Origin of the sequence: Maridesulfovibrio bastinii DSM 16055 (assembly GCF_000429985.1) — a bacterium.
GTDB lineage: Bacteria > Desulfobacterota > Desulfovibrionia > Desulfovibrionales > Desulfovibrionaceae > Maridesulfovibrio > Maridesulfovibrio bastinii.
Genome location: NZ_AUCX01000018.1, coordinates 49,693 through 70,913 on the forward strand (window position 1 = coordinate 49,693; position 21,221 = coordinate 70,913).

Annotated in this window: 17 protein-coding genes and 5 tRNA genes; 19 read left to right on the forward strand and 3 right to left on the reverse strand. The window is 46.1% G+C overall.

What is annotated here, in order from left to right:
* Positions 1 to 63 precede the first annotated feature (63 nt).
* The 3 genes from G496_RS0109980 to G496_RS0109990 all read right to left on the reverse strand — a co-directional run bounded on the left by G496_RS0109980 (position 64) and on the right by G496_RS0109990 (position 3,908).
* On the reverse strand, positions 64 to 1,839 hold the full coding sequence (locus tag G496_RS0109980; RefSeq protein ID WP_051294970.1) for a chloride channel protein: 1,776 nt from the start codon (positions 1,837 to 1,839) through the stop codon (positions 64 to 66).
* Positions 1,840 to 1,850: 11 nt separating this feature from the next.
* Positions 1,851 to 2,828: a chemotaxis protein gene (locus G496_RS0109985; RefSeq protein WP_027179167.1), complete on the reverse strand. Its 978-nt coding sequence runs from the start codon at positions 2,826 to 2,828 to the stop codon at positions 1,851 to 1,853.
* 96 nt (positions 2,829 to 2,924) lie between these two features.
* Positions 2,925 to 3,908, reverse strand: coding sequence for a tRNA dihydrouridine synthase (locus tag G496_RS0109990; protein WP_027179168.1), 984 nt, complete (start codon positions 3,906 to 3,908; stop codon positions 2,925 to 2,927).
* 143 nt (positions 3,909 to 4,051) lie between these two features.
* On the opposite strand from G496_RS0109990, the gene G496_RS21120 reads away from it, so the two are divergent.
* The 19 genes from G496_RS21120 to fusA all read left to right on the forward strand — a co-directional run bounded on the left by G496_RS21120 (position 4,052) and on the right by fusA (position 21,067).
* The gene (locus tag G496_RS21120; protein WP_156900631.1) at positions 4,052 to 4,195 is read left to right on the forward strand and encodes a hypothetical protein; all 144 of its coding nucleotides are present in this window, start codon (positions 4,052 to 4,054) and stop codon (positions 4,193 to 4,195) included.
* 30 nt (positions 4,196 to 4,225) lie between these two features.
* Positions 4,226 to 4,301: transfer RNA gene (locus G496_RS0110000), tRNA-Thr, on the forward strand.
* Between the two features lie 20 nt (positions 4,302 to 4,321).
* Positions 4,322 to 4,406 (forward strand) — tRNA-Tyr (locus tag G496_RS0110005).
* A gap of 60 nt (positions 4,407 to 4,466) precedes the next feature.
* Positions 4,467 to 4,543: transfer RNA gene (locus G496_RS0110010), tRNA-Gly, on the forward strand.
* Between the two features lie 38 nt (positions 4,544 to 4,581).
* Positions 4,582 to 4,657, forward strand: a tRNA-Thr gene (locus G496_RS0110015).
* A gap of 77 nt (positions 4,658 to 4,734) precedes the next feature.
* Complete coding sequence (gene tuf, locus G496_RS0110020) at positions 4,735 to 5,928, forward strand: elongation factor Tu (protein ID WP_027179169.1); 1,194 nt, start codon at positions 4,735 to 4,737, stop codon at positions 5,926 to 5,928.
* A 3-nt stretch (positions 5,929 to 5,931) separates the two neighbouring features.
* On the forward strand, positions 5,932 to 6,081 hold the full coding sequence (rpmG, locus tag G496_RS0110025) for a 50S ribosomal protein L33 (RefSeq protein ID WP_027179170.1): 150 nt from the start codon (positions 5,932 to 5,934) through the stop codon (positions 6,079 to 6,081).
* Between the two features lie 15 nt (positions 6,082 to 6,096).
* Positions 6,097 to 6,173, forward strand: a tRNA-Trp gene (locus G496_RS0110030).
* 19 nt (positions 6,174 to 6,192) lie between these two features.
* Positions 6,193 to 6,447: a preprotein translocase subunit SecE gene (gene secE, locus G496_RS0110035; RefSeq protein WP_027179171.1), complete on the forward strand. Its 255-nt coding sequence runs from the start codon at positions 6,193 to 6,195 to the stop codon at positions 6,445 to 6,447.
* Between the two features lie 27 nt (positions 6,448 to 6,474).
* A complete protein-coding gene (gene nusG, locus G496_RS0110040) occupies positions 6,475 to 7,035 on the forward strand; it encodes a transcription termination/antitermination protein NusG (RefSeq protein WP_027179172.1) in 561 nt (186 codons plus the stop codon).
* 78 nt (positions 7,036 to 7,113) lie between these two features.
* Positions 7,114 to 7,539: a 50S ribosomal protein L11 gene (gene rplK / locus G496_RS0110045; RefSeq protein WP_027179173.1), complete on the forward strand. Its 426-nt coding sequence runs from the start codon at positions 7,114 to 7,116 to the stop codon at positions 7,537 to 7,539.
* A 15-nt stretch (positions 7,540 to 7,554) separates the two neighbouring features.
* Entirely contained in the window at positions 7,555 to 8,259 is a 705-nt protein-coding gene (gene rplA, locus G496_RS0110050) for a 50S ribosomal protein L1 (RefSeq protein ID WP_027179174.1), read from the forward strand.
* Positions 8,260 to 8,406: 147 nt separating this feature from the next.
* Positions 8,407 to 8,928, forward strand: coding sequence for a 50S ribosomal protein L10 (rplJ, locus tag G496_RS0110055; protein WP_027179175.1), 522 nt, complete (start codon positions 8,407 to 8,409; stop codon positions 8,926 to 8,928).
* A gap of 42 nt (positions 8,929 to 8,970) precedes the next feature.
* Positions 8,971 to 9,354, forward strand: coding sequence for a 50S ribosomal protein L7/L12 (gene rplL, locus G496_RS0110060; RefSeq protein WP_027179176.1), 384 nt, complete (start codon positions 8,971 to 8,973; stop codon positions 9,352 to 9,354).
* A gap of 291 nt (positions 9,355 to 9,645) precedes the next feature.
* Positions 9,646 to 13,749, forward strand: a complete 4,104-nt coding sequence (gene rpoB, locus G496_RS0110065) for a DNA-directed RNA polymerase subunit beta (RefSeq protein WP_027179177.1) — start codon at positions 9,646 to 9,648, stop codon at positions 13,747 to 13,749.
* Positions 13,750 to 13,831: 82 nt separating this feature from the next.
* Positions 13,832 to 17,962, forward strand: a complete 4,131-nt coding sequence (rpoC, locus tag G496_RS0110070) for a DNA-directed RNA polymerase subunit beta' (RefSeq protein WP_425411672.1) — start codon at positions 13,832 to 13,834, stop codon at positions 17,960 to 17,962.
* A gap of 162 nt (positions 17,963 to 18,124) precedes the next feature.
* Positions 18,125 to 18,496, forward strand: a complete 372-nt coding sequence (gene rpsL, locus G496_RS0110075) for a 30S ribosomal protein S12 (RefSeq protein WP_027179179.1) — start codon at positions 18,125 to 18,127, stop codon at positions 18,494 to 18,496.
* A 21-nt stretch (positions 18,497 to 18,517) separates the two neighbouring features.
* Positions 18,518 to 18,988 carry a 30S ribosomal protein S7 gene (rpsG, locus tag G496_RS0110080; RefSeq protein ID WP_027179180.1) on the forward strand — a complete coding sequence of 157 codons (471 nt, stop codon included), beginning with the start codon at positions 18,518 to 18,520 and terminating at the stop codon, positions 18,986 to 18,988.
* A gap of 12 nt (positions 18,989 to 19,000) precedes the next feature.
* The gene (gene fusA, locus G496_RS0110085; protein ID WP_027179181.1) at positions 19,001 to 21,067 is read left to right on the forward strand and encodes an elongation factor G; all 2,067 of its coding nucleotides are present in this window, start codon (positions 19,001 to 19,003) and stop codon (positions 21,065 to 21,067) included.
* Positions 21,068 to 21,221 lie beyond the last annotated feature (154 nt).

Below are 21,221 nucleotides of genomic sequence, written 5' to 3' on the forward strand. Positions count from 1 at the left end.
TAAAGCAGTTAATCCCCCCCGCAGCAGCCTGTTGCGGGGGGATTTTTTGTAGTATTCTCAGCCTCAGCGTGAAGTGGAGAGGATATGGTTTTTACGCCGTTTGTCTCTATACATTCTGAAGGCTTCAAACGGTTTTAATATACCCGATACTTTCCCATCACTATCAAGCACAGGCATAAATGAAACCCCTGTCTTTTCAAAAATAGAAAGAGCTTCTTTAAGGCTTGTGTTGCGATTGACTGTGACAAGAGTTCTGGACATCAGTGTGTCCACTATTTCGTTACCCGGTATCTCCTGCTGATTTTTCAGATAGCCCCTCAGATCCCGCAAAGTTATTATTCCTGTCAGTCTGTCATTTTTATCAACTACCGGAAAATGTGGAAAAGTTGAGTTTACAGCCATGTCAGCAGCGTGTTCAAGGGAGTCTGTTTCATGCAGCAGGTCAAATTCAGTTTCCATCCCTTCAACAACGCTCACGTTGACCAGTATATTGTCTTCATGGCCTCTGATAATATTGACTCCCATGCGCAGAAGTTTTCCTTCGTATATGGAATATCCATAGAACAATCTGACAATCATGGCACTGGTGATACATCCGACCATCATTGGAAGTATGACTTTATATGAATAGGTGAGTTCAAAAACAGTAAGAACAGCTGTTATCGGGGCCAGAGTTGTGCCGGCAACCATGGTTCCCATACCGACAAGAGCATACTGTCCCTGAGTCAGAGCAAGGCCGGGAAAAAGCATATTGAGCGATGAACTTATTGAAACTCCTAAAGTCGCTCCCAGTACAAGAGAAGGAGCAAAGATACCTCCGCTCATTCCAGATCCTATGCACAGGGACGTTGCAAAGAGTTTTGCCAGCAGCAGTATCAGGGCCATATCAAGCAGCATGGAACCGTTCAGCCCGGTATTTACAACATCATATCCAACGCCCATAGCTCCGGGAATTTTAAGAGCAAGGCATCCCAGCAGCAGTCCGCCAAGACCCGGTTTGAGCCATATCGGTAAGTTGATTCTGCTGAAAATGTTTTCTGATGATCTGATCATCACCATGAAGCATATTGCCAGTAGTCCGGCCACAACTCCGAGCAGGAAGAAAATTATCAGCTCATTAAAATTGCTGAATGGAAATTTGCTGATTTGAAAGGTCGGGAAATCGCCCCAGAATATTTTAGACAGAGCTGAAGCCGTAACAGAAGCCACTATTATGTGGCTTATATAGGACATTTCTGTATCCAGAAGTATTATTTCAATGGCAAACAGGGTCCCGGTGAGCGGGGCGTTGAATGTTGCGGATATACCGGCCGCAGCTCCTGAGGCAACGCATACCGGCAGCATTTCCGGCGTAATTTTCAGCAGTCTGGCAAGTGATGATGCAAGTGATGCTCCGATCTGGATGATCGGCCCCTCGCGGCCCACTGAAGCTCCGCAACCAATCAGCAGGCTGGTTACTGCCGCTTTAACAAAAGTAACCCTGTGTCTTATCCTGCCGCCGCGTACCGCAATGGCTTTGATAACTTCAGGAACTCCGGGACCGCGTGCTTCAGGTCCCCATAAATGTATTATCACTCCGGCTATTATACCGCCGGCAGTAGGAATAAGCAGCACCGCCCAGACAGGGGAGGCCGAGATTCTGTCTGGAAAACCGGCCCCCTGAGCCCATAAAATGTCCTGAAAGAAAAATATCAGCCAGCGAAATATGTATGCCCCTATTGCGGCTGCAAAACCGATCAATATCGAAAACAGCAGAAAATGAACATATTGAAGCCGTGCTGATGCTTCCGAGGCATGCCTTCTTAGTCTTTTTAGCAGAATGCCTATTGATGCAGACATTGGTTAAGATTTTATTCCTGCTGCTCTTTCTGTGCGGAGAAGGTTTCAATAAGTTTGATCGCTCTTTTAGCGAGCTGGGTGACTTCAGGTTTAGATATCTGGTCGTCAGCTCCGACTGAATCTCCCTTATGTCTGAGCTTGTCAGTGATGATAGAGGAGAAAAGGATTACCGGAAGATCTTTTAAAACAGGATCGTTTTTAATTCGTTTGGTCAGGTTATGACCATCCATCATGGGCATTTCAATGTCAGAAATAACCACGTTTATATAATCACTGAGAGGCTTTTTAGTCTCTTCTACAGCACGTTTGATTTCAAGCAATTTGTTCCAGCATTCCAGACCGGTGTTTGCTGTCTCAACCTGAAATTTCGCTCTGGTCATAAGCTCCTGAAGCATCTCTCTGATCAGGGTCGAATCATCGGCAATAAGCGCTTTGTAACCGGCAGTGGTTTCCCAGTCGAGTGTATCATCAAAGCGCAGCCCGAGTTGCGGGTTGAGTTCCGCGACTATTTTTTCAAGATCAAGTATGAGTACAATCCTGTCTTCAAATTTAACAACACCGGTTATTGAATCCTCGGACAGATGGGAAACATAAGTCGAGGGAGCTTCAACAGATTCCCAGCTGATTCTATGGATGCGGGTGACCCCGGAAACCATGAAAGCGGAAGAGACATTGTTGAATTCCGTGACAATTACTTTTGGGGCATCATGTTCAACTTTAGGCTTGCCCAGCCACATGCTCAAGTCCACAAGAGGCACAACTTTGTTACGGAGATTGAAAGTTCCGAGTATTGAGGGATCAGATACTTCGGGAAGTTTGGTAACTTTCTTGGGCATTCTGATTATTTCAAGAACCTTGGCAACATTTACACCGTAAAAGCCTTTATAAACAGTGCCGGGGTCTTCACGAGACTCTTCTTCCAGCCAGAATTCCACTATTTCAAGTTCATTTGTTCCGGCTTCGAGTAAAATATCGGTATGCACTGACATCACATTCTCCGGGCGCAGCCTTTTAAAGGCGGTTTAAAGGTGTATTTTTAATACTGTTTAATTCAGTTAATGAGGCACTATATATTTATAATACTATTACCCTGAACTTTCAGGTGAATCAATGATAAGATTACAAACTTCATCAGCCGCTGCGAATAGTTCATCCCAGTCTTCACATTGCGTAAGTCTGGCGCGTATGCTTCTTATGCCGTCAAGCCCCTTTGCATAGCGGGGGAGGATTGATCTGACTTTACGGAAAGATCGTTTTGTTCCGTAAAATTGTTTAGTCATTTCAATGTGTTCACGCATAAGACTGCCAAGCTCATCAGCAGAGGACGGTGACGAACTGCCACTTTCAAGAAGTTCAAGGTACTTTGCAAAAATTGCAGGATCATACAAAGCACCCCTTGCAAACATGATATTGTCGATACCTGTCTGATTAATACAATCGACTCCGTCCTGAGCCGTGAATAAATCGCCGCTGCCGATGACTGGAATATCAATGGCCTTTTTAAGTAAAGCCAGTTTGGACCAGTCCGCATCACCGGTAAAAAGCTGTTTTCCGTATCTGGGATGTAAAGTTATCCATCCGGCTCCTATATCCTGAAGCCTTTTGGAAACTTCAATGTAGTTATCTTCACCATAGTTGAATCCCAGTCTGATTTTTATGCCGACCCGACCCTCACCAGCAACAGTTATCATGTTTTTGGCAATAGCGACAAGTCTATCCGGGTCAAGCATTAAACCTGATCCGCCACCTGTTTTAAGAACTTTTTTAACTGAGCAGCCGCAGTTCAGATCAAACCATTTAAAGCCGCGTTCAACAAGTGAGGGCATTGCTTCTGTGAAGTCTTCAGGCTCACCGCCGAAGACTTGAACCACAAGCGGAGTATCCTTTTCGTGTGTATCAAGCAGTTCAAAAGTATTGCGGCCTCCGTATTTAAGGCCTTTTATGCTGACCATCTCGGTGCAGGCCACTGCGCAACCTTTATTGCGGCAGAGCATGCGGAAGGGGAGATCTGAATATCCGGCCAGCGGAGCCAGCCATGGAGCTTTAGAATTTATTGGAAGAGTGTTCATTATTTTTTAAATTGGTGTTATAAGGGTTATCTTGCAAGTTGGACTGAAGGAGTTTCAAATACGTGTGAAATGGCGGGAAGTCAAAGCCTGTAAGGTATCGCAGTCATTAGCAGTGTTGTGAAATAAAAAAAAGTTTAAAAAAAATGAAAAAGGTTGTTGACAAGAGAAGCGAATCACGCTTAAAAGCCGCTCCGTTGCTTGCGCAAATCAAGCAAGGTTTTCCCGGATCGGCCCAAGTCGAAATGAGAAAAAAGTTTGAAAAGCTTAAAAAAAAGCTTGCTTTTTGAAAAAAGGACTTGTAAAAGATTCGCTCCCGAGCTGGCGTAGCTCAATTGGTAGAGCAGCTGATTTGTAATCAGCAGGTTGCGGGTTCAAGTCCCATCGCCAGCTCCAAATTTGACAATTTAATATGTGGTGGGGTTCCCGAGTGGCCAAAGGGAACAGACTGTAAATCTGTCGTCGATGACTTCGGAGGTTCGAATCCTCCCCCCACCACCATTAATTGATAATCGCGCTGTAGGAGACAGGGGAACCTGTTGCTGTACTACGGACGTAAGAGCGGGAATAGCTCAATTGGCTAGAGCATCAGCCTTCCAAGCTGAGGGTTGCGGGTTCGAGTCCCGTTTCCCGCTCCATTATGACTTACCCCAGTCCAGCCTGCGCGTTAGTATAAGCCCACGTAGCTCAGTCGGTAGAGCACTTCCTTGGTAAGGAAGAGGTCACCGGTTCAAGTCCGGTCGTGGGCTCCATACATTATTGATCCACTTAACTCATTTAAACGCTTTAAAATTAGCTTCGGCTGAAAGAAAATTTAGGGGGATTTACCATGGGTAAGGCTAAATTCGAGCGCAGTAAGCCGCACGTTAATATCGGTACTGTAGGTCACATTGACCACGGTAAAACCACTCTCACCGCTGCTATCACCAAGATGGCAGGTCTCGCTGGTAAGGGTGATTATGTTGCCTTCGATGAAATCGATAAGGCTCCCGAAGAAAAAGAACGTGGTATCACAATTGCTACTGCACACGTAGAATACGAAACTGATTCTCGCCATTACGCACACGTTGACTGCCCCGGCCACGCTGACTACATCAAGAACATGATTACTGGTGCAGCTCAGATGGACGGCGCAATTCTCGTTGTTGCTGCTACTGATGGTCCCATGCCTCAGACTCGTGAGCACATCCTGCTCGCTCGTCAGGTTGGTGTACCAAGTATAGTTGTATTTCTTAACAAGTGCGACATGGTTGATGACGAAGAACTCCTGGAACTCGTAGAGATGGAAGTTCGTGAACTTCTCTCCAAGTACGATTTCCCCGGTGATGATGTACCCATCATCAAAGGTTCTGCACTGAAAGCTCTGGAAAGTGATGATCCTAAGAGCGACGAAGCAAAGCCCATTTTTGAGCTGCTCGACGCTTGTGACTCTTACATTCCTGAACCTCAGCGTGACATCGACCGTCCCTACCTCATGCCTATCGAAGATGTTTTCTCCATCTCCGGCCGTGGTACAGTTGTTACCGGTCGTGTAGAACGCGGAATCATCAAAGTTGGTGACGAAGTTGAGATCGTTGGAATTCGCCCCACCGCCAAGACTACTTGTACCGGTGTTGAAATGTTCCGCAAACTTCTCGACCAGGGTCAGGCTGGTGATAATGTTGGTATCCTCCTTCGCGGTACAAAGCGTGAAGAAGTTGAGCGCGGACAGGTTCTGGCTGCTCCCGGCACTATCACTCCTCACACCAAGTTTAAGGCAGAAGTTTACGTTCTCAGCAAAGATGAAGGTGGACGTCACACTCCTTTCTTCTCTGGCTACCGTCCTCAGTTCTATTTCCGCACAACCGACATCACCGGTATTGTTACCCTTGATGAAGGCGTAGAAATGGTAATGCCCGGTGATAACGCAACCTTCACTGTAGAAATGATTCACCCCATCGCTATGGAACCCGGTCTTCGCTTCGCTATTCGTGAAGGCGGCCGCACCGTAGGCGCTGGAGTTGTTACCGAAGTTCTGGAGTAAGACATGCGTGTCAAAGTCCAAATGCAGTGCACCGAGTGCAAGCGTCGTAACTACTCGACGATGAAGAACAAGAAGAATACTACTGGTCGTATCGAATTGATGAAATATTGTCCTTTCGATAAGAAGCACACTCTCCATAAAGAGAGCAAGTAGGTTTCTATAAAACGCAGGGCAGTAGCTCTAACGGCTAGAGCGCCGGTCTCCAAAACCGGATGCTGGGGGTTCGAATCCCTCCTGCCCTGCCACTTCATTCTGGGAAAAATTATGGCCAAGAAAAAAGGTAAAGGTGCGGGAACTCAGCAGGTAAAGGCTGAGACTCATGGAATCGGCGGCAAGTTCGGAGAATTCGTCGAATTCCTCGAAGAGTCTAAAGGCGAGATTAAAAAGGTCGTATGGCCTACTCGCAAAGAGACAATTCAGACCTGCTCCGCCGTCTTGGTCCTTGTTGTTGTCATGTCGCTTTTTCTGGGTGTTGTAGATTTAGGACTCAGCAAACTTGTTGAGACTATCCTTTCATAAATTAGGCAAACCAACCATAAGAGCTTCATGAACACAGACACTGAAACACCTCAGGGAAAAAAAGCCCGCTGGTATATTGTTCATACCTATTCAGGTTTTGAACAGCGGGTAGAGCAGACCGTAAGAGAAATGATGAGAACTGGTCAGGACAATGGACTGATCGAAGAAGTTGTCGTCCCTACCGAGAAGGTCGTAGAACTGGTTAAAGGTGAAAAAAGAACATCCACCCGGAAATTTTATCCGGGTTATGTCATGATCAAAATGGTCATGGAAGATGAATCTTGGCACCTAGTCCAGTCAATCCCGCGCGTAACCGGTTTTATCGGCGGTAAAAACCGTCCGACTCCGATGCGTGACAGCGAGGCTGCAAATATCCTGAGCATGATGGAAAATCGTCAGGAGCAGCCGAGGCCCAAATTCAATTTCGATCGTGGCGATGATGTCCGCGTTATTGATGGTCCTTTTGCTGGTTTTAACGGTGTTGTCGAAGATGTCAATTATGACAAGGGCAAGCTTCGGGTCTCCGTCTCTATTTTTGGCCGCCAGACTCCTGTTGAACTGGACTTTGTTCAGGTTAACAAAGGGTAAAGAAGCCACTACCGCACTGCTTCAGACTCACTCCGACAGTGAATCTCTTCACTGAATTCATATATAGGACATAAAGCGATGGCCAAGAAAGAAATAGGCAAGATTAAGCTTCAAATACCAGCCGGATCAGCTAACCCTTCACCGCCGGTAGGCCCGGCTTTGGGTCAGCACGGCGTGAATATAATGGAATTCTGTAAGGCATTTAATGCCAAGACACAGGATCAGAAGGGCATGATCATTCCTGTAATCATCACTGTTTTTCAGGACAGATCCTTCACCTTCATCACCAAGACTCCCCCAGCTTCAACTCTGCTCCTTAAGGCCGCAAAGCTGGAAAAAGGTTCAGGTGAGCCCAACAAAAACAAGGTGGGCAAGGTTACTAAAGCTCAGGTCGAGGAAATTGCCAAGATCAAAGCACCTGACCTTACTGCCGCAGATGTTGAAGCAGCTATGAAAAGTATCATGGGTACAGCTCGTAGCATGGGCTTAGACGTCATAGACTAGGTGAGGTGAACAGTTATGCCTAAACACGGAAAAAAATTCAGAAATGCAAGCGACGGAATTGATCGTTTCAACCTTCCGGTTGAAGATGCAATCAAGCTTGCTGTAGATAAAGCTTATGCCAAGTTTGATGAAACCGTAGATGTTGCAATCAACCTTGGTGTAGACCCCAAATATTCTGACCAGATGGTTCGTGGTGCAGTAACCCTGCCCAACGGACTTGGTAAAGAAGTTCGGGTTGCCTGCTTCTGCAGAGGTGATAAAGAAGCTGAAGCAAAGGAAGCCGGTGCTGACTTTGTAGGTGGAGAAGACCTCGTAGAAAAGGTAAAAGAAGGATGGCTTGATTTCGATAAAGCAGTTGCTACTCCTGATATGATGGCTAAAATCGGTCAGATCGGTAAAATCCTCGGACCCCGTGGACTTATGCCGAACGCTAAGACTGGTACAGTCACCATGGATGTAGCCGGTGCTGTAAACGAACTCAAAGCAGGTCGTGTAGAATTCAGGGTTGATAAAGCCGGTGTTCTTCATGCACCCATTGGTAAAGTTTCCTTTGGTGCTGAAAAGCTCATTGAAAACTTTAGATCCCTTCTTGATACTGTAAACAGATTGAAACCTTCCGGTGCAAAAGGTACTTACATGCAGAGTGTTGCTGTAGCTACCACTATGGGCCCCGGTTTTAGAGTTGATCCTGTTGCAGCAAGGAAATTTGTAGAGTCCTAAATCATCATATGCCGCCTAACGGCGGTTTTGATGTATAAATACACGGGAAGTAGAGTTGAAGAAAACAGGTGAGGATTGTCCTCTTAATTTCCTGTCGAGACAAATACTTTGACTTGCTTTCCGGGTCAAATCATTAGGAGTGTTAAGGTGAACAGGCAAGAAAAAGCCCAGATTATTGAGCAGCTTAAAGAAAAGGCTGGTAGGGCGAGCATTGCCATCGTTACCGATTTCAAAGGTGTTACTGTAGAAGACATTACAATTCTTCGTGACAACCTTCGTAAAAACGGTGTCGATTACCAAGTAGTCAAGAACACCCTGGCCCGGTTGGCTTTTGATAGCACTGATCACAGTGAACTGGCCGATAAATTCAAGGAAACCTGTGCTGTTGCACTTGGCTACGACGATCCTGTAGCCGCAGCAAAAACAGTCAGCGAATTCGCAAAGAGCAACGATAAGTTCTCTGTACGTTTCGCTAGCCTTGAGGGTAAATATCTTGACACTGAAGGAGTTACAGCCCTCTCGAAACTTCCGAGTAAGGAAGAACTCCTCGGCAAGGCTCTTGGCACAATGAATGCTGTGCCCACCAATTTTGTTAGCTTGCTCGCTAACGTACCTCGTGGTCTTCTTAATGTCCTTACAGCTGTTAAGGACCAGAAAGAAGCAGCTTAAGCCAGTTTAGGCAATCAAAGTATTCCCTGGAGGAAAAATCTCATGGCAGATATCACTAAAGATCAAGTAGTAGAATTCATTTCTAATATGACTGTTCTCGAACTCTCTGAGTTCATCAAAGAACTTGAAGAAAAATTCGGCGTTTCCGCTGCAGCTCCTGTTGCAGCAGTAGCAGCAGCTCCCGCAGCAGACGGCGGAGCAGCAGCTGAAGAAAAGACTGAATTCGATGTTATCTTGAAGGGTGCTGGCGGCAACAAGATTGCTGTTATTAAAGCAGTACGCGCAATCACCGGTCTGGGACTTAAAGAAGCAAAAGCTAAAGTTGATGAAGCTCCCGCAGCTATCAAAGAAGCAGTTGCTAAAGAAGAAGCAGAAGAAGCATTGAAACAGCTTCAGGAAGCCGGTGCAGAAGCAGAACTTAAGTAATATCGCACTGATAAATGCTTAGTAGGAGGAGCGCAAGCCCCTGAATAAGGGGCTGCGCTCTTCTCGCTGTTCTTATATTGACAAAATAATCAAATAAATTATTAAGTCTAGATCGACTCAAGGCCCCATGAGCACAGCGCTTATGCTAAGCAGGCAAGAAAAATTTCATATTACGGCATAATTTCTGCCGATTCCTGTTTATCTTGTCCATTTTGACGTGTAGACTGTAAAGTCAGTTTGACGTCAAACTGCTTCTTCCCAACCCTAACCTTCTCACTTGATGAGGATACGATGGGTCAGCTCAGAAAAACTTTTGGAAAGATCAGTGTTACTCTTCCGATTCCCCACCTGCTTGAACTGCAGGTAGACTCCTACCTTAAATTTCTTCAGCAAGACGTAGCTCCTGCTAGCAGGGCTGATGTAGGACTTGAAGGTGTATTCCGCTCGGTCTTTCCCATCGAAGATTTTAATAAGACCGCAAGTCTTGAGTATGTCAGCTACGAGATCGGCGAACCTAAATATGATATCGAGGAGTGCATCTCCAAGGGTCTCACCTATGAAGCCCCGATACGCATCAAGGTTCGTCTCGTAGTCTTTGATGTTGATGAAGAGTCTGAAAGCAGAACTGTTCGAGACATCAAAGAACAGGACATTTATTTCGGTACAGTTCCTCTTATGAGTGAGCAGGGCACTTTTATTGTCAATGGTACCGAACGTGTCATAGTTAACCAGTTACAGCGTTCTCCGGGTATCATTTTTGAACATGATTCCGGTAAGACACACTCAAGTAAAAAAGTTCTGTATAGCTGCAGGATTATTCCTATGCGCGGTTCGTGGCTCGATTTCGACTACGACCACAAGGATATCCTTTATGTGCGTATTGATAGACGCCGTAAAATGCCTGCAACTGTATTGCTTAAGGCTATGGGCCTTAGCAAGCAGGACATTCTTGATTACTTCTACGATATCGAAGAATATCAGATCGACCGCCATATAGTGCGCCGTAAAGTGGTTGAAAACCATTTTCGCAAGGAAACCGCATACGTTGATCTGACACTTGATGACGGAACTGTTGTCATCAAACGCGATAAGCCCATAACCAAATTCGGTTGGCGCAAACTTGTTCGCGGCGGTGTCGAATATATAGATGTAGATCCTAAAAGTCTCGTAGGCCAGTTTGCTTCATGTGACATTACTGATCCTGATACAGGTGAAGTTCTCGCTGAAGCTTCTGATGAAATTACCGAAAATATACTTGAGCGTATTCTTGAGCTTGGAATAAAGGATCTTAAGATTCTCCATACTCAGGGTAGTGAAGTTTCTTCAGCTATACGTGATACACTTGTGCTTGATAAGAGCACTGATGTTGAATCCGCTCAGATTGAAATATATCGCAGATTGCGTCCCAGCTCTCCTCCGACTCCCGAAATTGCTGCAAACTTTTTCGAGAATCTTTTCAGGAGCTCTGATTACTACGACCTTTCAAGTGTCGGACGCTATAAACTCAATGCCAGACTTGGCGTTGAAACTCCCCTTGAACTGCGCACACTGACCAATGAAGATATTCTTCAGGCTGTTCTTCTTCTGAGCAGACTCAAGGATTCACATGGTCCTGCTGATGATATTGACCACCTTGGAAACAGGCGTGTTCGTCCGGTTGGTGAACTGGTGGAAAACCAGTACCGTATCGGTCTTGTCCGCATGGAACGTGCAATCAAGGAAAGAATGAGCCTTCAGGAAGTTGCGACTCTCATGCCGCATGATCTGATCAATCCTAAACCGGTAGCAGCTGTGCTTAAAGAGTTCTTCGGAACTTCTCAGCTTTCCCAGTTTATGGACCAGACCAACCCGCTTTCCGAAGTAACTCATAAACGCAGACTGTCAGCACTTGGACCCGGTGGTCTTACTCGTGAACGTGCAGGATTTGAAGTCCGTGACGTTCATGTTTCCCACTATGGTAGAATTTGTCCTATTGAAACACCTGAAGGACCGAACATCGGTCTGATTGTTTCGCTGACAACCTATGCTAAAGTAAACGACTTCGGTTTTATCGAAACACCTTACAGAGTTATTAAAGAATCTACTCTGACTGATGAAATTCAGTATTTCGATGCAACCAAGGAAGCAGGACATGTTGTTGCTCAGGCAAACGCTCCTGTTGATGCTGGAAATAAATTCAGCAATCCGCTTGTAACATCCCGCCTTAATGGTGATGTTTCCATGTGGCCTGCTGAAGAAGTTACACTCATGGATATCAGTCCGAGTCAGACTGTATCTGTCTCCGCTGCTTTGATTCCGTTCCTCGAACACGATGACGCTAACCGCGCACTTATGGGATCAAACATGCAACGTCAGGCTGTTCCATTGCTCAAAACCACCCAGGCTCTGGTTGGTACTGGTATGGAAGCAAACGTTGCTCAGGATTCAGGTAGTTGTCTCCTTGCTGAAGCCGATGGTGTTATTGATTTTGTTGATGCCGAACGTCTCATTGTAACTTACGATGGAGATATTTATCCTCAGACCGGTGGCGTAAGACATTATCAGCTTCAGAAATGGCATAAGTCCAACCAGAACTCCTGTTACGGACAGCGCCCGACTCTTGGTGCAGGCACCAGAGTTAAAAAGGGTGATGTTCTGGCAGATGGTCCCGGTATCAAGGATGGTGAGCTTGCGCTTGGTAAAAACCTGCTCGTAGCTTTCATGCCATGGTGCGGATATAACTTTGAGGACTCCATTCTGATTTCAGAAAGAGTTGTTAAAGAAGATATCTATACTTCAATTCATATTGAAGAATTCGAATTGGTGGCTAGAGACACCAAACTCGGACCCGAAGAAATAACCCGCGACATACCTAATGTCAGCGAGGATATGCTCAGCAATCTTGACGAATGCGGTATCATCCGCCTCGGTGCCAAGATTTCAGCTGACGATATACTGGTCGGCAAAATCACTCCTAAGGGTGAAACTCAGCTGACTCCTGAGGAAAAACTCCTCAGAGCTATATTCGGCGATAAGGCTCGTGACGTTAAAAATACTTCCCTCAAGGTTCCACCGGGAATCGAAGGTACTATCGTTGACGTAAAAGTCTTTAACCGCCGTTCTGGTGAAAAGGACGACAGAACTAAAGCAATTGAAGATTATGAACTTGCCAAACTTGATATGAAAGAAGGCAAGCATATCAGCGCACTGACCAAAAAGGTCAGAGTAAAGGTTGCTGCTGTCGCCGCCAACAAGCAGATTTCACAGACTCTTATGGGTCGCAGAAAGGGTGAAGTCATTGCAGAAGCAGGACATACTCTGACTGAAGAAATGCTTGCTGATGTACCGCTTAAGAAACTTGGCGGACTTTTTACCGACAAAGATACTAATGAAGCCGTGAAAATGCTGCTTGCCGAATATGACAAGCAGATCAAGGTTATCAAAAGCATATACGATGTAAAACGTGAGAAGGTTACCGAAGGCGATGATCTGCCTCCGGGTGTCATCAAAATGGTTAAAGTTTACATAGCTGTTAAGCGTAAACTTTCCGTAGGTGATAAAATGGCCGGTCGTCACGGTAACAAGGGTGTTGTTTCCAACATTCTGCCTGAACAGGATATGCCGTTCTTCGCAGACGGAACTCCCATGGATATCGTTCTGAATCCGCTTGGTGTTCCTTCTCGTATGAACATCGGCCAGATTATGGAAGTTCATCTCGGATGGGCTGCTTTTGAAATTGGTCACAGATTTGCCCGTATGCTTGATGAAGGTGCGGCAACTCAGGTGCTCAGAGATGATATCAAGCGCATTTTCGATTGTGATGATATCACCGAGCTGATCGACAGCCTTGATGATGATGAACTTGTAGATGCCATCCGCAGTTCCCGCGATGGAATCATTACCAAGACACCTGTTTTCGATGGTGCTTCTGAAGAAGAGATATGGGGACTTCTTGAAAGAGCAGGACTGCCTGATGATGGTAAAGTTCAGCTCTATGACGGAAGAACCGGTGATCCTTTTGCAAACAGGGTTACTGTAGGGATTATGTATTATCTCAAACTTCATCACCTTGTTGATGAGAAAATACATGCCCGTTCAACCGGTCCTTACTCACTGGTCACTCAGCAGCCTCTTGGAGGTAAAGCTCAGTTCGGTGGTCAGCGTCTTGGAGAAATGGAAGTCTGGGCACTTGAAGCTTACGGTGCCGCTTATCTGTTGCAGGAATTCCTGACAGTCAAATCTGATGACGTCACCGGACGTGTCAAGATGTATGAAAAGATTGTCAAAGGGGATAACTTCCTCGAAGCAGGACTGCCTGAGTCCTTTAACGTTCTCGTTAAAGAGCTTATGTCTCTCGGTCTTGATGTACGTCTTCTCCGTGATACAGACGAGAAGGATGAAGCATCCAATAAGTAATGAACGCGGGGCGCAATGCCCCGCGATCTTATAACCTTATCAAGTGTGAGGTACATACATGAGTCTGGATGAACTGTTCACTATGCGCGGAGCGCCTGGCGGAGCCACTCCTGACCAGGGTCTGAAAGGACTTCAGATTTCAATCGCAGCGCCCGAAACGATCAGGGAATGGTCTTTCGGTGAGGTGAAAAAGCCCGAGACCATCAACTACAGGACCTTCAAACCTGAAAGGGACGGTCTTTTCTGCGCCAAAATTTTCGGTCCTGTTAAAGACTATGAGTGCAACTGCGGTAAGTATAAACGCATGAAGCATCGTGGCATTGTTTGTGAGAAGTGCGGAGTTGAAGTTATTGCTTCAAAAGTCCGCCGTGAACGCATGGGCCATATTGAGCTTGCTGCTCCTGTTGCACACATCTGGTTTCTTAAAACATTACCTTCCAAGATCGGTACTCTGCTTGATATAACAATGTCCGATCTTGAAAAGGTTCTTTATTTTGATTCATATATTGTTCTCGATCCTGGTGAAACACCTCTCAAGATGCACCAGATTATTTCCGAGGATCAGTATTTTCAGGTTGTAGATCATTACGGCGAAGATGCCATAAAAGTTGGAATGGGTGCTGAAACTATCCGTACATTGCTTGAAGCAATTGATATGGAAACCCTCAGGCATGAGCTGCGTGAGGAATCTATTTCAACCCGTTCACAGACCAAAAAGAAAAAGCTTACCAAACGTCTTAAAATTGTTGAAGCTTTTATCGATTCAGGCAATAAATGCGAATGGATGATTATGGAAGTTATTCCGGTTATCCCGCCTGAATTGCGTCCTTTGGTCCCTCTTGATGGCGGTCGTTTCGCAACTTCCGATCTTAACGATCTCTACCGTAGGGTTATCAACAGAAACAACAGACTTAAAAGACTTATGGAGCTGGGTGCTCCTGATATTATTATCAGGAACGAAAAAAGAATGCTCCAGGAATCTGTTGACGCACTTTTCGACAACGGTCGTCGCGGCAGAGCTATCACCGGAACTAACGGTCGTCCCCTGAAATCACTCTCTGATATGATCAAGGGTAAGCAGGGACGTTTCCGTCAGAACCTTCTTGGTAAACGTGTCGACTATTCTGGTCGTTCCGTTATTACCTGTGGACCGAAACTGAAACTTCATCAGTGCGGTCTGCCCAAGAAAATGGCTCTGGAGCTTTTCAAACCATTTATCTATGCAGAGCTTGAGCGTCGTGAGATTGCCACAACAATCAAAAGCGCTAAAAAAATGGTCGAGCGTGAAGATTTAGTCGTATGGGATATTCTCGATAATGTTGTTCGCGAGTATCCTATCATGCTCAACCGTGCTCCTACACTGCACAGGCTCGGTATTCAGTCCTTTGAACCTATTCTGATCGAAGGTAAGGCTCTTCAGCTGCACCCCCTCGTCTGCTCGGCCTACAACGCTGACTTCGATGGTGACCAGATGGCAGTTCATGTTCCGCTTTCAGTGGAAGCTCAGATAGAATGCCGTGTTCTGATGATGAGTACCAACAACATCCTTTCACCTGCGAACGGTCAGCCAATTATCAACCCGAGTCAGGATATTGTTCTCGGTTTGTACTACCTGACTGTTGAGCGTTCTTTTGTTCAGGGTGAAGGAATGGTCTTTACCGCTCCCTGGGAAGTTATCGCAGCAAACGATGCAGGTGTTGTCCACCTTCATGCTCGTATTAAAGTTCGTATCGGCGGAGAACTCGTTGATACTACCTGCGGGCGTGTTATCGTTGGCGAACTTCTTCCTCCGGAACTCGGTTTCGAGCATGTCAACAAGGTTATGACCAAAAAGAATATCGCCAAGCTGGTTGCTACAGCCTACCGTACTGCAGGAACTAAAGCTTCAGTTATTCTTTGTGACAAGCTTAAAGACCTTGGTTATGAATATTCCACTCGCGCCGGTGTTACCATCGGTGTTAAAGACCTCAATATTCCAAGCAAGAAAGCACAGCTTCTTGAGGATGCTCAAAATGAGGTTGAAGATATTGAAGCACAGTACCGTGAAGGTATTATTACCCGTACTGAAAAGTACAATAAGGTTGTCGACGTCTGGACCAAAGTCACCAATGATATCTCATCTGAAATGACCAAAGAAATTTCACAGGATATTCTTGTTGATCCTAAGACCGGTAAGAAAGAGATTAACACCAGTTTTAACTCTATCTTCATGATGGCTCATTCAGGATCAAGAGGTAACCAGGACCAGATGCGTCAGCTCGCGGGTATGCGTGGTCTGATGGCCAAGCCTTCAGGTGAAATTATTGAAACTCCGATTACTTCATCTTTCCGTGAAGGTCTGTCGGTTCTTCAGTACTTCATTTCTACTCACGGTGCTCGTAAAGGTCTTGCGGATACCGCGCTTAAAACTGCAAACTCCGGTTATCTTACACGTCGTCTTGTTGACGTTGTTCAGGATGTAACCGTCAGTGAGTATGATTGCGGAACCGTAGACGGTCTTGAAATTACCCACTACATCAAGGGTGGCGAAATCAAGGAAAAACTCGCTGACAGAGTTCTCGGTCGTGTTACCATGCATGCCATTGTCAAAGAAGACACTGGCGAGGTAATCGTACCTGAAAATACACTTATCGATGAAAAATATGCTGAACTCATCGATCAGAATGGTATAAACTCCATGACTATCCGCTCACCATTGAGCTGCCGTAGTAAACATGGTGTTTGTGCCTGCTGTTATGGACGTGATCTCGCTCGCGGTCATCTGGTCAACGTTGGGGAGACTGTCGGTATTATTGCTGCACAGTCCATCGGTGAACCCGGAACCCAGCTGACCATGCGTACCTTCCATATTGGTGGTACTGCAAGCCGCGAAATCGAGCAGTCATCCTTAGAGGCACAGCACACTGGAACAATTGTGCTGAGCCGTATGCGCACTGTGCGCAACTCCGACGGTCACCTGATGGTATTGGGTAAGAGTTGCCAGGTCGGAATTGTGGACGAGCAGGGTAGAGAACGTGAAAAATATGTTCTTCCCTCCGGCGCAAAACTGTACCTCGATGACGGGCAGGCTGTAACAAAGGGAACTACCATTGCAGAATGGGATCCCCTCGCAGAGCCCTTCATCACTGACGTAACCGGTACGGTCAAGTTTACCGACTTAGTCGAAGGCAAGACCTATCAGGAACGTGTTGACGAAGCTACAAACCAGACTACGTTCACTATTACTGAATATCGCAGTACCAACTTTAAACCTTCTATCTCCATTTGCGGTGAAGACGGTGAACCTTTGATGCGGCCTGGTACGGCACTCAAAGCGATTTATCCCCTTCCTGTCGGAGCTATTCTGATGGTTAGAGACGGTAACAGCGTTAATGCCGGTGACGTTATCGCACGTAAGCTCCGCGAAACTTCGAAGACCAAGGACATTGTTGGTGGTCTTCCCCGAGTTGCTGAGCTGTTTGAAGTGCGCAAACCGAAGGAACTTGGAATCATAACGGAGATCGACGGTGTGGTCTCCTATGGACCCGAATCCAAAGGCAAGCGCAAAATCATTGTTACCCCGGAATTCGGTGACACTAAAGAGTACCTTATACCGAAAGGTCGTCACATTACCGCTCAGGAAGGAGACTTCGTTGAGTGCGGTGATCTGTTGACAGAAGGTCTGCCTGAACTTCACGATATCCTAAGAGTTAAGGGTGAAAAATACCTTGCCCGTTTCCTCGTGGAAGAAATTCAGGATGTTTACCGTTTCCAGGGCGTTGGTATCAACGACAAGCATATAGAAGTAATTGTCCGTCAGATGCTCAAGAAGGTTTCCATCGTTGATCCCGGTGAGACTCACTTCCTTGTTGGCGAACAGGTGGACAAGCAACGCTTCGCGGAAACAAATGCTGAAGCCAGTGCCAAGGGACTTAAACCTGCAGTTGCACAGACTCTCGTTCTTGGTATCACTCAGGCTTCATTGTCCACTGAATCCTTTATTTCCGCGGCTTCCTTCCAGGAAACCACTAAGGTTCTTACAGAATCTTCACTTAGCGGTAAAAAGGACTACCTCAGAGGACTTAAAGAAAATGTTATTGTCGGACGACTTATTCCGGCAGGAACAGGTTTCCGTGCATATGCAAAAACCGGCATCATCGTACCGGATCAGCCCGAGCGCGATGACAAGTTCCTTGAAGAACTTCAAGAAGAACCACTGCTGGTTAACGAATGATGTAATAGCGCAAACGACACAGAATTTTAGCACAGGGGGAGATGTAAAACGTCTCCCGCCTGTCACATATAAGGACTGTTTTGAAATTTGTTACTTGACAAATTCTCAAAATTTAGTCTAACTGCGTCGTTCTTTGCAAAACGATAAAAATTTGGAGGGTTCATGCCAACCATAAATCAGCTTATAAGAAAAGGGCGTGAGCAGCAGATCAAGCGCAAGAAGACTCCTGCGCTTCAGGCTTGCCCCCAGCGTCGTGGAGTATGCACAAGAGTATACACCACAACCCCTAAGAAACCTAACTCCGCTCTGCGTAAGGTCGCTCGTGTGCGTCTGACTAACAGCATCGAAGTTACTGCATACATCGGCGGTGAAGGCCATAACCTTCAGGAACACTCAGTTGTTCTGATCCGCGGTGGTCGTGTAAAGGACTTACCTGGTGTTCGTTATCACATTGTCCGCGGTTCTCTCGATACTGCCGGTGTTGCAGATCGTCGTAAGGGCCGTTCCAAGTACGGCGCAAAGCGTCCTAAATAGCATTTAAGAAGGAGTATAGATATGCCTCGTAAAGGTCCAATACCCAAAAGACCGGTTCTTCCGGATCCGGTATATGGAAGTCAGCTCGCTACCAAGTTCATGAACAGACTCATGTACAGCGGTAAAAAGAGTACTTCCGAAGCAATTTTTTATGAAGCTCTGGAATTTCTGGCTGAAAAAACTCAGGAAGATCCAATTAAAGCTTTCGAAAAGGCAGTTGAAAACGTAAAGCCTCAGGTAGAAGTAAAGTCACGCCGTGTTGGTGGTGCTACTTATCAGGTTCCGGTTGAAGTTCGTCCCGAGCGTCAGACTTCACTCGCTATCAGGTGGGTCATCAACTACGCTCGTACTAGAGGTGAAAAGGGCATGGTTGCCCGCCTTAGCGGTGAACTTCTTGACGCGTTCAACAAACGCGGCGGCGCCGTTAAGAAAAAGGAAGATACCCATCGTATGGCAGACGCCAACAAAGCATTCGCCCACTATCGGTGGTAATCGGAGTTTACAGTGCCTAGATCGGTCCCCAGAGAAAAACAGCGCAACATTGGTATTATGGCCCACATTGATGCGGGTAAAACTACTACCACTGAGCGTATCTTATATTATACTGGTGTATCTCACAAAATCGGTGAAGTTCATGATGGTGAAGCCACCATGGACTGGATGGTTCAGGAGCAGGAACGCGGTATTACAATTACAAGTGCTGCTACAACCTGCTTTTGGCGTGAACACCGTATCAACATCATTGATACACCCGGCCACGTTGACTTCACCATGGAAGTTGAGCGTGCTCTTCGTGTTCTTGACGGTGCAGTTGCTGTATTCGACGCTGTTTCAGGTGTTGAACCTCAGTCCGAAACAGTATGGCGCCAGGCTGACAGGTATAAAGTTCCCCGTATAGCCTTCGTCAACAAAATGGACCGTATCGGTGCGGACTTCTTCCGTTGCGTGGATATGATCCGTGACCGTCTTGGCGCAAAGCCTGTTGCTCTTCAGATTCCTATCGGAGCTGAAGACGAATTTGAAGGTGTTGTTGACCTGGTTACAGGTAAAGCCTTCATCTACGACACTGATGTAACAGGAAAGGAATACGAAAAAGTTGATATTCCGGCTGAGTTCCAGGAACAGTATGAAGCCATGCACCTCGAACTCATTGAAGCCATTGCAGAAGAAAACGAAGAACTTCTTGATAAGTATCTCGGCGGTGAAGAAATTACCGTTGAAGAAATTACAGAAGGTATTCGTACTGCAACCAATAATCTGACAATCTGCCCGGTTCTTTGCGGAACCGCTTTCAAGAACAAAGGTGTTCAGCCCCTTCTTGATGCAGTTGTTGATTTTCTGCCTTCTCCCATGGATGTTAAAGCTATTGTTGGTATCAATCCTGATAACGACGAAGAAGTTAAATGTCCTTGTGATGATGACAAACCTCTTGGCGCACTCGCATTCAAGTTGATGACTGACCCCTTTGTAGGTCATCTTACCTTCCTGCGTATCTATTCCGGTAAGATTATCAGTGGTGACACTGTAATGAACGGAGCTACAGGTAAAAAGGAAAGAATTGGTCGTCTGCTTAAAATGCATGCTGATAAGCGTGAGGAAATCAAGGAAGCATACGCTGGTGACATCGTTGCAGCAGTTGGTCTTAAGACTGTTTCAACCGGTGACACTCTTTGTGAACTCAAATCACCTGTTGTTCTTGAGTCACTTGATATTCCTGATCCGGTTATCGAAGTTGCCATTGAGCCTAAGACAAAAGCCGACCGTGATCTGCTCAGCCAGAGTCTCGTTAAGCTTGCTAAAGAAGACCCTTCATTCCGTGTTAAAACTGATGAAGAAACAGGTCAGACTCTTATTGCCGGTATGGGCGAGCTCCATCTGGAAATCATTGTTGATCGTCTGCTTCGTGAGTTCAATGTTAACGCTAATGTTGGTGCTCCCCGCGTTGCTTACCGTGAATCTATCACCAAGAAAGTTGATACAGATCTTAAATACGCTAAGCAGTCCGGTGGTCGTGGTCAGTATGGTCACGTTGTTATCTCAATTGAGCCCAGTGAAGAAGAATTTGAATTTGCTGATGAAATCAAGGGTGGCGTAATTCCCAAGGAATACATTCCTGCCGTTGAACGTGGTATCGGCGACGCTATGAAAAATGGTGTTATTGCCGGTTACCAGCTCGTTGGTATCAAAGCTACTCTTACATTTGGTTCTTACCACGAAGTTGACTCCTCTGAGCAGGCATTCTACATTGCCGGTTCAATGGCTCTTAAAGATGCTGTTAAAAAGGCTAGTCCTCAGCTTCTTGAGCCTGTCATGGCAGTAGAAGTTGTTACTCCCGAAGAGTATCTCGGTGATGTAATGGGTGACCTTAACGGTCGTCGCGGCAGAGTAGGCAGCATGGACTCAAGAGCTAACGCTCAGGTTGTAAAGGCTGATGTTCCTCTTAGCGAAATGTTCGGTTACGCAACCGACCTTCGTTCCAAGACTCAGGGACGCGCAACTTTTACAATGCAGTTCGACCATTACGAGCCTGTTCCGAACTCAATTGCAGAAGAACTCATTAAGAAAAATTAGAAGAATTATTATTTAATCAACAATTCTTCTTGACATACCTCGATTATTAAAGGTAAGCCTCCCGGACCCCATAGTGTTCGGGAGGCTATTTTTTTGCCTTTCGACATGAAACCACGGAGACCAGGTATAAGGTTCGGCTATGCTGGCTGAACGA